Source organism: Massilia sp. BSC265, from assembly GCF_000740675.1.
Lineage (GTDB): Bacteria > Pseudomonadota > Gammaproteobacteria > Burkholderiales > Burkholderiaceae_D > Telluria.
Map to the genome: position 1 here is coordinate 520,751 of NZ_JPXI01000029.1, position 13,328 is coordinate 534,078.

The 13,328-nt window shown below is 67.9% G+C and carries 10 protein-coding genes; 8 read left to right on the forward strand and 2 right to left on the reverse strand.

What is annotated here, in order from left to right:
* The first annotated feature begins 27 nt into the window (after positions 1-27).
* A complete protein-coding gene (locus tag MA09_RS09445; protein ID WP_051933316.1) occupies positions 28-2,364 on the forward strand; it encodes a penicillin-binding protein 1A in 2,337 nt (778 codons plus the stop codon).
* Between the two features lie 101 nt (positions 2,365-2,465).
* Positions 2,466-2,825 (forward strand): DUF1428 domain-containing protein, encoded by a 360-nt coding sequence (locus MA09_RS09450; RefSeq protein ID WP_036247170.1) that lies wholly within the window; start codon positions 2,466-2,468, stop codon positions 2,823-2,825.
* Positions 2,826-2,871: 46 nt separating this feature from the next.
* Here the strand turns inward: MA09_RS09450 and MA09_RS09455 are convergent, their stop codons facing one another.
* Complete coding sequence (locus tag MA09_RS09455) at positions 2,872-4,122, reverse strand: AMP-binding protein (protein WP_152594608.1); 1,251 nt, start codon at positions 4,120-4,122, stop codon at positions 2,872-2,874.
* A gap of 214 nt (positions 4,123-4,336) precedes the next feature.
* Between MA09_RS09455 and MA09_RS09460 the strand changes: the two genes are divergently transcribed.
* From MA09_RS09460 to MA09_RS09480, 5 genes are all read left to right on the forward strand, one after another.
* A complete protein-coding gene (locus MA09_RS09460) occupies positions 4,337-4,723 on the forward strand; it encodes a PAS domain-containing protein (RefSeq protein ID WP_036247174.1) in 387 nt (128 codons plus the stop codon).
* A 29-nt stretch (positions 4,724-4,752) separates the two neighbouring features.
* A complete protein-coding gene (locus MA09_RS09465; RefSeq protein ID WP_229440639.1) occupies positions 4,753-6,114 on the forward strand; it encodes a diguanylate cyclase in 1,362 nt (453 codons plus the stop codon).
* Positions 6,107-7,870, forward strand: a complete 1,764-nt coding sequence (locus tag MA09_RS09470) for a bifunctional diguanylate cyclase/phosphodiesterase (protein ID WP_036247177.1) — start codon at positions 6,107-6,109, stop codon at positions 7,868-7,870. The genes MA09_RS09465 and MA09_RS09470 overlap by 8 nt, the downstream gene beginning before the upstream one ends.
* A 105-nt stretch (positions 7,871-7,975) precedes the next feature.
* On the forward strand, positions 7,976-8,239 hold the full coding sequence (locus MA09_RS24850) for a hypothetical protein (RefSeq protein WP_161783212.1): 264 nt from the start codon (positions 7,976-7,978) through the stop codon (positions 8,237-8,239).
* Between the two features lie 200 nt (positions 8,240-8,439).
* Positions 8,440-8,784 carry a hypothetical protein gene (locus MA09_RS09480; RefSeq protein ID WP_036247180.1) on the forward strand — a complete coding sequence of 115 codons (345 nt, stop codon included), beginning with the start codon at positions 8,440-8,442 and terminating at the stop codon, positions 8,782-8,784.
* A 266-nt stretch (positions 8,785-9,050) separates the two neighbouring features.
* Here MA09_RS09480 and MA09_RS09485 read toward each other — a convergent pair whose 3' ends face one another.
* Complete coding sequence (locus MA09_RS09485) at positions 9,051-9,722, reverse strand: class I SAM-dependent methyltransferase (RefSeq protein WP_036247182.1); 672 nt, start codon at positions 9,720-9,722, stop codon at positions 9,051-9,053.
* A gap of 148 nt (positions 9,723-9,870) precedes the next feature.
* Here MA09_RS09485 and mfd point away from each other — a divergent pair, with 148 nt between their 5' ends.
* Entirely contained in the window at positions 9,871-13,317 is a 3,447-nt protein-coding gene (gene mfd / locus MA09_RS09490; RefSeq protein WP_036247183.1) for a transcription-repair coupling factor, read from the forward strand.
* The last annotated feature ends 11 nt before the right edge of the window (positions 13,318-13,328 follow it).

Sequence of the window (13,328 nt, forward strand, 5' to 3'; positions counted from 1 at the left end):
CCAGCCAAACGCCCCCGCCGCCTCCGGATGTTCCTGTTCTTCTCGCTCGCAGCAGTGGTCGGGCTGGCGGCCGCCATTGCCATCTATGCCACGACGGTGATCCTGCCGAACGTGCCGAAGATCGACGCAGTGCTCGATTACCAGCCCAAGATCCCGCTGCGCGTCTACACCCTGGATAATCACCTGATCGGCGAATTCGGCGTCGAGCGGCGCGACTTCGTCACCATCGACAAGATCCCGGTCCGCATGAAGCAGGCCCTGCTCGCCATCGAGGACGCGCAGTTCTACCAGCACCAGGGCATCGACTGGCGCGGCGCGCTGCGTGCGGTCTACACCAACCTGCGCGGCGGCTTCGGTTCCGGCGGCGCCTCGACCATCACGATGCAGGTGGCGCGCAACTTCTTCCTCTCCAAGGAAAAGGTCCTGTCGCGCAAGATCACCGAGGTCGCGCTGGCCTACCGCATCGAGGATGCGCTCACCAAGGACCAGATCCTCGAGCTGTACATGAACCAGATCTTCCTCGGCAACCGCTCCTACGGCTTCTCCAGCGCCGCGCGCAGCTACTTCGGCAAGACGCTCGACGAGCTGACCCTGGCCGAAACCGCGATGCTGGCCGGCCTGCCGCAAAACCCCTCGCGCCACAACCCGATCGCCAATCCCAAGCGCGCGCAGCAGCGCCAGCACGTGGTGCTCGAGCGCATGCTCAAGCTCGGCCAGATCGGCGAGCTCGAATACCGCCAGGCCCTGGCCGAACCCCTGCGCATCCGCCGCGGCGGCCAGGTCTTCGACACCAAGGCCGACTACGTCGCCGAACTGGCGCGCCAGGCCGTCTACGCGCAGTTCGGCGAGGAGGCATACGAGCGCGGCATCATCGTGACCACCACCATCCTCAAGGCCGAGCAGGATGCCGCCTACGCATCCGTGCGCCGCAACGTGCTGGCCTATGACCAGCGCCACGGTTACCGCGGCCCCGAAGCGCGCGTCGAGCTGCCGCAGGACCCGGCCGAGCGCGAGGAAGCGATCATCGAGGCCTTGCAGAAGCGCACCCCGAGCGACGGCCTGCTGCCGGCGGTCGTGCTGGCGGCCTCGCCCCAGCAGGTCCGCGTCGAGCTGCTCAGCGGCGAGGAGGTGACGATCGAAGGCGCCGGCCTGAAGTTCGCCGCGCGCGCGCTCGCAGCGAATGCGAAGGAAACGCTGCGTATCACGCCCGGTGCGGTGGTGCGCGTCAGCCAGAAGAAGGAAAACGAGAGCTGGGCCATTACCCAGGTGCCCCAGGTGGCGGCGGCCTTCGTGGCCATCCACGCCGACACCGGCGCCTACCACGCGCTGGTGGGCGGCTTCGACTACAACCTGCAGAAGTTCAACCACGTCACCCAGGCCTGGCGCCAGCCCGGCTCCGCGATCAAGCCCTTCGTGTATGCGGCGGCGCTCGACAAGGGTTACTCGCCGGGCACCCGCATCCTCGACGAGCCGCTCGACATGCCGGGCGAGAACGCCGGCGAGACCTGGTCGCCGCAGAACGACGACGGCGTCTTCGACGGCCCGATCACGATGCGCTACTCGCTGGCGCATTCGAAGAACGTCACCACGGTGCGCCTGCAGCGCGCACTCGAGACCGGCTATACCCACGACTACCTGGGCCGCTTCGGCTTCGACCTGGCGAAGCACCCGAAGAACCTGACGCTGGCGCTCGGCACCGGCGCGGTGACGCCGCTGCAAATGGCCGGCGCCTATGCGGTGTTCGCCAATGGCGGCTACCGCGTCAGGCCTTACCTGATCGCCCAGATCCGCGACGGCAACGGCAACATCCTGCAGGACAACAGGCCGCCGGCGCGGCAGGAAACAGACCGCGTGCTCGACGCGCGCAATGCCTTCGTTCTCGATTCCATGCTGCGCGACGTCACCCGCTACGGCACCGGGGCCGCCGCGGTGAAGCAGCTCGGGCGCACGGACATCGCCGGCAAGACCGGCACCACCAGCGACGCCATCGACGGCTGGTTCGCCGGCTACGGCGGCAAGGTGGTGGCGGTGGCCTGGATGGGCTACGACGAACCGCGCTCGCTCGGCGGACGCGAGTTCGGCGCCACCCTGGCCCTGCCGATCTGGATCGACTACATGCGCGTCGCACTCGGCAAGGCGCCGCAGCAGGAGGAACAACTGGAACCGGAAGGCGTGGTGCGCGAGAACGACGACTGGGTGTTCGAGGAATTCGTGGAGCGGCCGGATTTGCGCGCGATCGACATCGACCCGGGGCTGGACAATCCGCCGGTGGAAGTGGATCCGGTCACGGGCGAGGCGGCGCCGGCCGCACCGGCGGCGCCCCAGCCGCCCCCGCCACCGCCTCCTCCAAGCACGATTTTCTGATGCGACGCCGACGTGGCTCCCGCAATGCTGCGGGAACCGCGCCAAGCGCCAGCGGTCTGTCACTGGGCAGTTCCCCCTTCACACACCCTGAGGAGATCAGCATGGCCTACGTCGACGGTTTCGTCCTTCCCCTCCCCAAAGCCAATATCGAACGCTACCGCGAGCTCGCGAACCTGTCCGCCACCGTCTGGCGCGAGCATGGCGCCCTCGAGTACCGCGAGTGCATCGCCGACGACGTCAAGCCGGGCACGCTGACCTCGTTCCCGCAAAGCGTCGACCTGCAGGCAGATGAAACCGTGGTGCTGGCATGGATCGTCTACGAATCGCGCGCGCAGCGCGACGAGATCAACGACAAGGTGATGAAAGATCCGCGCCTGGCGCCCATGATGTCGCCCGACGGCCTGCCTTTCGACGGCAAGCGCATGTTCTGGGGCGGGTTCGAGATGTTCATCGACCGCTGATCATTGACCGCTGATCGCAGACCGTTGGGCGCAGCGGTCGCGCTTCTCATGCGCCGGTGTCGATGATCCAGTCGGACAGCTTGCCGCTGGCCTGGCGCGGCAGCGCCGGGCCGAACGAATACGCAGCGGGCCGCTCGGGTGCCGACAGGCGCTCGGCGATCCATGCGCCCAGCTCGGCGCGCAGCCTTGCCGCTTCCTGGCTGCCCTCGAGCGGCACCCCGGCGCGCGGCACCACGAAGGCCTTCAGGCGCTGGCCCTCGTCCGGGCGCATGGGGCGCACGCTTGCGTCTTCCACCATCGGGTGCATGCGCAGCACGTCGGCCACGTAGCCGGGGAAGACATTCATGCCGCCGACCTGCACCGCGCGGTCGATCCGGCCCGCCGGGCGGAAGCTGCCCGGGGCGCTCCAGGCGAGCTTGTCCTGCAGCGGATAGTCGGCGCGGCTGCCGTCGCTGCGCACGCGCGTCAGCACCGCGCCAGCCTCGGCAGGGCCTGCAACAGGGCTCCAGTAAGGAAACAGCCGGTAGTCATCGTCGGGGCTGTCGCGCCAGCCGACGCCGGCCGTCTCCGAGCTGCCGTAGACTTGCACCAGGCGCGCCAGGCCGCCGGCCGCGACGGCGCGCGCCACCTCGTCCGGACAAGGCGCGGTCGAGCTCACCCCAGTGACGCCGTCCGGCAACTCCCCCGCGACGGGTGCGAAAGCCTGCCAGAAATCCGGGTAGGCGACGACCAGGTCGCCCGCCTGCGATTGGCGCGCCACGCCGCCGGGCGACATGCCGCGCAGGTCGGCCACGGCATCCGGAGCGAGTCCGAGCGCGCGCGGCAGCAGCACGGTGAACAGAAAGCCATAAATATGGTGCGAGGGCACCAGGCCCACGATGCGCCGCGTGCCGGCGAACAGGCCGGCCAGCACCTGCACCTCCTGCTCCAGGTCGGCCAGCGCATGGCTGCAGGTCTTGGGTGCGCCCGAACTGCCGGAAGTGCGGAAGCTGACGATGTCACCTCCACCATCCAGGCCGGCCGCGACGGCGTCCACCCAGGCGTCCAGGCGCGGGAATGCAAGCACCCGGTCCTCCCCGATGCAGCCGATGGCCAGCACCTGCTCCATTACCGTGGCCAAGCCGAGCAGCTCGAGCGAGTCGGCGCCCAGGTCGGCCGCCAGGTCTAGTCCGGGCGGCCAGGGCAAGGGGCGGCGGGCGTGGCCCGGACGCATCAGCGCCAGTTCGCCGGCCAGGAGGTCGGAGACGACCCGGAATAGTGTGGGGCGGTGGGTCCACCAGGACTGGGGGCTCGTCAAGACAGACATCTCGGGACAATGTACAAAGAGGAGCTTGATGGTGCCGGGCGGCAGGGCCGCTGTCAATCCAGTGCCTGGTTTGTGGCGGGAATTCCGATGGAAATGGAATTCGACAAGGTAAACTGTCAAAAGTAGGCGACGCACAATTGACAGCAAGGCTGTCGGCATGCCAACATCAATTTCCTCAAGTCAATCAATTTCCCCGGAGTTAACTATGACCACGCTGTCGTTCTCGACCGCCGACCTGGCCGCGCAGCTTGACCAGTGCACGCCCGAACAGCTCGACCAGCTCGATTTTGGCGTGATCGCCTTTGACGCCGATACCAGCGTGCAGCGCTACAACGCCTTCGAATCGCAGGCTGCCGGCTTGTCGCCGCAGCGCGTGATCGGCCAACCGCTGTTCACCAATGTTGCCCCCTGCCTGAACAATTTCATGGTGGCCCAGCGCTTCGAAGACGCCATGGCCGAAGGCAGCCCCCTGGACGATACCATCGACTACGTGCTGACCCTGCGCATGCGCCCGGTCAAGGTGGCCCTGCGCCTGCTGGCCAGTCCGGCAAGCAGCCGGCGCTACGTGCTGGTCCAGCGCCAAGCGCGCTGATCCGCACCGCACGCGAAAGTCGAGACCAGGTGAACAGTATCGAAGAGACGTACCAGCAGCTGCGTGCCGAGCACGAGGCGCTGATCCAGTTCCTGTACCTGGCCCCGGTGGGCCTCGTACAGGCCGACCTCGACGGCGGGATCGTCATGATGAACCCGATCTCGGCCCAGCTCCTGATGCCGCTCTCGCGCGACGGGGGGCTGGATAACCTGTTCACGGCGCTGGAAGGCGTGGCGCCCGAACTGCGCCACCTGTGCAGCGATTTCACCAGTGTCGCAGGCAAGATCTGCGACGGCCTGCACGTGCACCTGAACGCCGGCGGCGCCGCCAGGAAGATCCCGCAGATCCTCGCCATCACCCTGCTCAAGCTCGACGCGCAGCGCATCATGGCGGTGATCGACGACGTTACCCTGCAGGTGCGGCGCGAGCGCCAGCTGCGCCAGAACGACGCCTGGCTCAACGCCATCCTGACCGGCATTGCCGACTACGCCCTCGTCGGCCTCGATGCCAGGGGCGCGATCACCGAATGGAATGCCAGCGTCGGCCGCGTCACCGGCTTCGGCCAGGATGTGGTGGGCCAGCCCTATTCCATTTTCTATCCGCCGGACGCGACGACGCCGGAGCGCCTGCTCGACCGCCTGCGCGACGCCGAACGCGACGGCTGGAGCCTCGACGAGGGCAAGCGCGTGCGCGCCGACGGCAGCAGCTTCTGGGGCAGCGCCCTGATCGCGCCCTTGCCCGAGCGCGATCCGCCCTGCGGCCTCGAAGCGGACGGTCCGGCTTACTGCCTGATCCTGCGCGATATCACCGACAAGCGCGAGGCCAGCGAACGGCGCCGCCGCGAAGCCTTCGGCGACTACCTCACCGGGCTGGCCAACCGCCGCGCCTTCTTCGAGGCGGCCGAACAGGAACTCACCCGCAGCATGTCGGTGCCGCGCCCGACCGCCGTGATCGCGCTCGACGCCGACCATTTCAAGGCCATCAACGACCGCTACGGCCATCCGGCCGGCGACGCCGTGCTGCAGCACCTGGCGGCGATCCTGGTCGAGACCTTCCGCGAGGTCGACGTGGTCGCGCGCATCGGCGGCGAGGAGTTCGCGGTGCTGCTGCCGTCCACCGACCTGCCGCGCGCGGCGGTGGTGGCGGAACGCCTGCGTGCCAGCGTGGCCTCGCAAGTCGTCCACTTTGATGGACAGCGTATCCGCTACACTGTCAGCCTCGGGGTCGCCAGCCTGCTCGATGGCGATGGCGGCATCGACCTGCTGCTCAAGCGTGCCGACCAGGCCCTGTACGCCGCCAAGCGCGCCGGCCGCAACCGCGTCGAGCGCTGGCGCCCCGAAATGGCGTCCGGCCCCGTCCACCAACCCGAAGGAGATCGCAAGCATGCATGACCCGAGCGATGCCTATGAAGCCCTGGTGCAGTTCCTGTACCGTGCGCCGATTGGGCTGGCCCAGATCGCGCCCGACGGCACCGTCGACATGCTCAACCCGATGGCGTCGAACCTCCTGATGCCGATCGCCCGCGACGGCGGCCTGGACAATCTGTATGCCGTGCTGGCGCCGATCGCGCCCCAGTTGCCGCAGCTCGCCGCCGAGTTCCGCGACGCCTCGGGCGTCATCTGCGAAGGCCTGCGCGCGCCCCTGCCGCCCGAACTCACGGCGCCGGGCAGCCCGCAGGTGCTGGCAATCAGCCTGATGAAGCTCGACGGCGAGCGCCTGATGGCGGTCGTCACCGACGCCACCCTGGAGGTGCAGCGCGAGCAGGAAACCCTGCTGCGCCGGCTGCGCAATGCCGCCCGTACCGATGCGCTCACGCGCATGCCGAACCGCGAAGCGGTGCGCGAGCAGCTGCAGCACCTGGTCGCGCGGCCGCTCGCGGCCGGCGAGTTTGCGGTGCTGTTCATGAACTGCGACCGCTTCCGCCAGATCAACGATACCCTCGGCCAGGCCGCCGGCGACGAACTGCTGGTGCAGATCGCCGACCGTATCCGCGGCGCGCTGCGCCCGCCCAGCGACCGCATCGATGCGCACAGCAGTACCGGCCAGCTGGCCGCGCGGGTGGGCGGCGACGAATTCGTCGTGGTGCTCGACGGGATGCGCGCGCGCGAGGATGCCGAGCGGGTCGCCGGCCGCATCCTCGATGCGCTGGCGCGCCCTTACCGGGTGCAGGGGCATGAGGTGGTGTGCGGCACCAGCCTCGGCCTGGCCTGGGGAGCCGAATCCAGCCACTGCGGCGCGCGCGACGCCGACGAAATCCTGCGCGACGCCGGCATCGCGATGGTCGAGGCCAAGCGCGCCGGCGGGGCCCGCCATCTGGTGTTCGAGGCATCCATGCGCGAACGGGCCGCGCGCCGCGCGGGCATCGAAGCCGAGCTGCGCCAGGCCCTGGCCGAAGAACAGCTGTTCGTGGTCTACCAGCCGGTGGTCGGCCTGCTGCCGGACGGCGGCACCGATTACGCCGCCGGCGTCGAGGCGCTGGTGCGCTGGCGCCATCCGGTGCGCGGCGTCGTGCCGCCGATCGAATTCATCACCGTCGCCGAAGAGTGCGGCCTGATCGGCGCGGTGGGCGACTTCGTGCTCGAACGTTCCTGCCGCGACTTCATGGACTGGCGCACTCGCCTGGGCGAAGCTGCGCCGCGCCTGCTCGCGGTGAACCTGTCGCGCGCCCAGCTCGGGCAGCCGGGCTGGATCGACAGCGTGCGCCGCATCTTGCAGGTCACCGGCATCGCGCCGGAGCAGCTCCAGCTCGAAGTCACCGAAAGCCTGGCGGCGCAGGACCAGGGCATCCAGCAGCGTCTGCACGAACTGAAGGCGCTCGGCATCCAGCTGGCGCTGGACGATTTCGGCACGGGCTATTCCTCGCTGTCGAGCCTGCACCTGCTGCCGGTGGACACGGTCAAGATCGACCGCTCCTTCGTGAGCCAGGCCGACACCAGCCGCCACCACCAGGTGCTGATCGAAGCGACCGTCAAGGTGGCCGAGAGCCTGGGCATGAAGACCGTGGCCGAAGGCATCGAGACCCAGTCCCAGGCAGACGTCGTACGGGCCCAGTGCTGCGCCAAGGGGCAGGGCTACTTCTACAGCCGCCCGCTGCCGTCCGACGCCCTGCTCGACTGGCTGGCCAGCCACGAAGAAGCCACTGCCTGAACAGTTCGTACGCCTCCTCCTACATGAGCTGACGCCGCGCTCCTATTCTGGACACGCGGCTGTCTTCGCATGATGCGCATTCCCGAACAAACCAAGGAGAAAGCGATGAAAAAAGCAATCCAGAGCGCACTGCTGGGCGGTGTCATGGCGTTTGCACTGGCGGCCTGCAGCTCGACCGGCACCACCACCGATACCGGCACGACCTCCGGCGCGTCCGGCACCACCGGCACCACCGGCAGCAGTGCCACCGGCACCGGCACCGACCCCAGCACCGGCATCGGCACCGCCACCGGAAACGGTTCGATCAGTCCGGTCACCACACCGCCGGCAGCCGTCAGCTCGCAAATCCCGCCGACCAGCGGCCAATAAGTCCCGGCGCAGCAGTACCCGAGCCGGCCGGCCCCGCCGGACCGGCTCCCGTTTCCAGTGTGAACACAGTCGACGTCGCCCGCCCATACACTTCAGTATATGTACGCCCGGTCCTACACTGACTGACGCCTTGTTCCTATTTCACGTGCACCGTGCACCTCGCATGATGATCTGACCCATCCAAACCGAGGAGAATACGAATGAACAAGCTCAACACCGTCCTGCTGGGCAGCATCATGGCCCTGTCCCTGGCAGCGTGCAACACGACCGGCTCGGGCGCCGACACCGATCCCGGCGCCTCCGGTTCCACCTCGGGCTCGTCGATGAGCTCGGGCAGCATGGGCACGACCGGCCAGGGCAGCTCCAGCGCCTCCGGCAACGTCGGCAGCGGCGCCACCAGCGGCACCTCCGACACCGGCACTTCCGGTACTTCCAGCAGCGGCACCACCAGCGGCTCGGGCCAGAGCGGCATGAACACCGGCACCACCAACACCACCAACACCCCGCCGGCGACCAACTCGTCGACCTCGGGTACCGGCCGCTAAGCGGCCTCGCGGACCTGGCGCGCGCTCCCCCTGCGCTGTCCGCGAACTTCCGGCCGGGCAACCGGCCCTGCAGCCCGGCCGCACTGCCGGGCTGCTGCTTTTCCGGCAGTCGCGCCCGGTATCGGCCACATCGACTTCCCGGGCCTGGCACCATCCACAAGGTCGTGACGCTCGTTGAAGCCGGTCGAGCCGGCGCCGGCGTTGTAAATTCGCCACTAGCCTTTGCCTTCGGTCCGCCTTTTTTCGCTGGCTTGCAGGCGGCACGTCTAGGCGTACCCGACCCAGCCCCTGAACACGCCCGCCGCGTAGAACATGCTCACTTCCTTGAAGCCTTCTTCGCGCAACAAGGCCTCGTCCTGCTCCGGCGCCAGCACCGGCAGCACGCGTTCGATCAGCTCGCGCCGGCGCCGTGCTTCCTCCGGCGGCGCACCGGAGGCCACCGCATAGGCCTCGTCGCGCGCCAGCCACAGCGCGCGCTCGTCCTCGTCCTGGGCAAAGCTCATGTGGGCCGCCACGAAGGGCGCCCCGCGCCGCAGGCGCTGCCGGATCACGCGCACCGCATGGCGGCGCTCGCACAGCGGCATGAAATGCATCGTCAGCAGGCAGGCCGCGGCATCGAAGGGCCCCAGCGGTGCGGCATCCACGTAGCCCTCGTGCAGCCTGACCCGCCCGGCGTGCTCGCCGACGGTGTCCTGGGCCAACTCCAGCATGTCGTGCGAGGGGTCGACGCCGTCGAAGCTCCACCCCGGCTGGGCATCGGCAAAGGCCTTCAGTTCCAGCCCGCCTCCCGCGCCCAGCACCAGCACCCGCGCATCCGGCGGCGACCGCTCGGCCAGCAGCACCTGCGCCATGCGCTGCAGGTCGCGGAAACCCGGCACCAGGCGCGGCGGTCCTTCATGGTAATGGGCGACCGCACCCGGGTCGGAAAAATGCCTCATTGCACTTCTCATGCTTCACCTCGTTCACGTTGGCGGCACCGAGGCCGGGGCCGCGACGCCAGGGCGTCCTGCCCTGCGCCACCCCTACGCGGGCCAGACCATTCGTCTATAATGGCCAGTCACTGTTGCGAACGTCACTGCGCGCTCAATGCCTTTCGATCTCAAGAAAAATCTTCCCAAGCCAGGAACCCGTTTTGCCTTGCCGGCCCTGCACGGCTCGAGCGACGCCTATGCGCTCGCGACTGCCGCGCTGGCGCTGAAGGCCAACAAGCAGATACTGACCGTGATCGTGGCCAATGCCAGCGACGGCCAGCGTCTGCTCGACGAAATACCCTGGTTTGCGGACGGCCGACTAGCCTGCCACCTGCTGCCGGACTGGGAAACCTTGCCCTACGACGCGTTCTCGCCGCACCAGGACCTGGTGTCGGAACGCCTCGCCACGCTGCACGAGATCCGCAACGGCCAGTGCGACGTGCTGGTGGTGCCGGCTACCACCGCGCTGGTGCGGCTGGCCCCGCCGTCCTTCCTTGCAGCCTACACCTTCTTCTTCCGGCAGGGCGAACGCCTGGACGAAGCCAGGCTGAAGGCCCAGCTGACCCTGGCCGGCTATACCCACGTGTCGCAGGTGATGTCGCCGGGCGAGTACTCGGTGCGCGGCGGCCTGATCGACCTGTTCCCGATGGGCTCGGCCCTGCCCTACCGCCTCGATTTGTTCGGGGACGAGATCGAATCGATCCGGACCTTCGACGCCGACACCCAGCGCTCGCTGTATCCGGTCAAGGAAGTGCGCCTGCTGCCGGGCCGCGAATTCCCGATGGACGAAGCAGCCAGGACAAGCTTCCGCGGCCGCTGGCGCGAGCGCTTCGAGGGCGATCCTTCGCGCTCGCCGATCTACCGCGACATCGGCAACGGCATCGCCTCGGCCGGCATCGAGTACTACCTGCCGCTGTTCTTCGACGAGACCGCGACCCTGTTCGACTACCTGCCCCAGGACGCCACCCTGGCCCTGGTCGGCGACATCGAGGCTGCCATCCAGCGCTTCTGGCTCGATACCGAATCGCGCTACAAGTTCCTGAAGAGCGACCGCGAACGGCCGATCCTCGAGCCGCGCGAGCTGTTCCTGGGCGCCGAGCAATTCTTCAGCTGCGCCAAGCCGCACGGCCGCTGGACCATCGGCCGCGACCCGGCCGCCCCGGCTTCGGAGCTGTCGGCGCCGCTGCCCGATATCTCGGTCAACCGCCGCCTCGACGACCCACTGACCAACCTGCGTGCCTATCTGCTGCGCCAGGATGCGCGCGTGATGATCGTTGCCGATTCGGCCGGCCGCCGCGAGACCCTGCAGCAGTACTTCCATGAATACCAGCTGGAGCTGGCGCCGGTCGAAGGCTTCGAGGGCTTGCGCGCCACCGATGCGAAACTGACGCTCGGCGTAGCGCCGCTGCAGGCAGGGTTCGAGCTGAGCGAAGAAGCGGCCGGCCGCCTGGTCTTCATCACCGAAACCGAGCTGTACGCGGGTTCGGGCCGCCGCGCCGGCAAGAAGAAGCAGGAAGCGGCCAGCCAGGTCGAATCGATGGTGCGCGACCTGTCGGAGCTGAAGGTCGGGGACCCGGTGGTCCACATCAACCACGGCATCGGCCGCTACATGGGCTTGATGAGCATGGACCTGGGCGAAGGCGAGACCGAGTTCCTGCACCTGGAATACGCAAAGGAAACCAAGCTCTACGTGCCGGTATCGCAGCTGCACGTGATCTCGCGCTACTCGGGCACCTCGCCGGAGGACGCGCCGCTGCACACCCTCGGCTCCGGCCAGTGGGACAAGGCCAAGCGCAAAGCCGCCGAGCAGGTGCGCGACACCGCCGCCGAACTGCTCAACCTGTACGCGCGCCGCGCCGCGCGCCAGGGCCACGCCTTCGAATATTCCAGCATCGACTACGAGAACTTCGCCGCCAGCTTCGGCTTCGACGAGACACCGGACCAGCGTGAAGCCATCCATAACGTCATCAAGGACATGACCTCGGGCCGCCCGATGGATCGCCTGGTGTGCGGCGACGTCGGCTTCGGCAAGACCGAGGTGGCCCTGCGCGCCGCCTTCATCGCCGTCATGGGCGGCAAGCAGGTCGCGATCCTGGCGCCGACCACCCTGCTGGCCGAGCAGCACGCCCAGACCTTCGCCGACCGCTTCGCCGACTGGCCAGTCAGAATCGCCGAGCTGTCGCGCTTCAGGACAGGAAAAGAAATCAACAATGCCATCAAGGGCATGGCCGACGGCACGCTCGACATCGTCATTGGCACCCACAAGCTGCTCTCTACAGACGTGAAGTTCACACGCCTGGGCCTCGTGATCATCGACGAGGAACACCGCTTCGGCGTGCGCCAGAAGGAAGCACTGAAAGCCCTGCGCGCCGAGGTCGACGTGCTGACGCTCACCGCAACGCCGATCCCGCGTACCCTCGGCATGGCCCTGGAAGGCCTGCGCGACTTCTCGATCATCGCCACCGCGCCCCAGAAGCGCCTGGCGATCAAGACCTTCGTGCGCAGCGAGGACGGCTCCGTGATCCGCGAAGCCTGCCTGCGCGAACTGAAGCGCGGCGGCCAGATCTACTTCCTGCACAACGAGGTCGAGACCATCGAGAACCGCCGCGCCATGTTGCAGGAGCTGCTGCCGGAAGCGCGCATCGGCGTGGCCCACGGCCAGATGCACGAGCGCGACCTGGAAAAGGTGATGCGCGACTTCGTCCAGCAGCGCTACAACATCCTGCTGTGCACGACCATCATCGAGACCGGCATCGACGTGCCGACCGCGAACACCATCATCATGCACCGCGCCGACCGCTTCGGCCTGGCCCAGCTGCACCAGCTGCGCGGCCGCGTCGGCCGTTCGCACCACCAGGCCTATGCCTACCTCCTTGTCAGCGATGTTTCCGGCCTGACCAAGCAGGCGCAGCGCCGCCTGGACGCGATCCAGGCCATGGAGGAACTGGGCAGCGGCTTCTACCTGGCGATGCACGACCTGGAAATCCGCGGCGCCGGCGAGGTGCTGGGCGAGAACCAGTCGGGCGAAATGCTGGAAGTCGGCTTCCAGTTGTATTCGGACATGCTGAACGAAGCGGTGAAGGCCCTCAAGGCCGGCAAGGAGCCCGACCTGGCCGCGCCCTTGTCGTCCACCACCGAAATCAACCTGCACGTGCCGGCCCTGCTGCCCTCGGACTACTGCGGCGACGTGCACGAGCGCCTGTCGATCTACAAGCGCCTGGCGAACTGCGAAAGCCAGGACAAGATCGACGCCATGCAGGAAGAGCTGATCGACCGCTTCGGCAAGATGCCGGACCAGGTCAAGGCCCTGATCGAAACCCACCGCCTGCGCATCGCGGCGAAATCGGTCGGCATCATCAAGATCGACGCCCACGGCGAAGCCGCCAACCTGCAGTTCATGGAAAAGCCGCCGATCGATCCGCTCAAGATCATCGCGCTGATCCAGAAGAACCGCCACGTCAAGCTCGCCGGCCAGGACAAGCTGCGCATCACCGCCAGCATGCCCGACCTGGCCGCGCGCGTGACGCAGGTAAAACAGACCATCAAACAACTGCTCGCATAATCACAATGACG

What these genes read in the sequence shown, in the direction of transcription:
- MA09_RS09460 (WP_036247174.1), top strand. Translation starts at nt 4,337, where the DNA reads ATGACCACGCTGTCGTTCTCGACCGCCGACCTGGCCGCGCAGCTTGAC.
- mfd (WP_036247183.1), top strand. Translation starts at nt 9,871, where the DNA reads ATGCCTTTCGATCTCAAGAAAAATCTTCCCAAGCCAGGAACCCGTTTT.
- MA09_RS09480 (WP_036247180.1), top strand. Translation starts at nt 8,440, where the DNA reads ATGAACAAGCTCAACACCGTCCTGCTGGGCAGCATCATGGCCCTGTCC.
- MA09_RS09445 (WP_051933316.1), top strand. Translation starts at nt 28, where the DNA reads ATGTTCCTGTTCTTCTCGCTCGCAGCAGTGGTCGGGCTGGCGGCCGCC.
- MA09_RS09470 (WP_036247177.1), top strand. Translation starts at nt 6,107, where the DNA reads ATGCATGACCCGAGCGATGCCTATGAAGCCCTGGTGCAGTTCCTGTAC.
- MA09_RS09450 (WP_036247170.1), top strand. Translation starts at nt 2,466, where the DNA reads ATGGCCTACGTCGACGGTTTCGTCCTTCCCCTCCCCAAAGCCAATATC.
- MA09_RS09485 (WP_036247182.1), bottom strand. Translation starts at nt 9,722, where the DNA reads ATGAGGCATTTTTCCGACCCGGGTGCGGTCGCCCATTACCATGAAGGA.
- MA09_RS24850 (WP_161783212.1), top strand. Translation starts at nt 7,976, where the DNA reads ATGAAAAAAGCAATCCAGAGCGCACTGCTGGGCGGTGTCATGGCGTTT.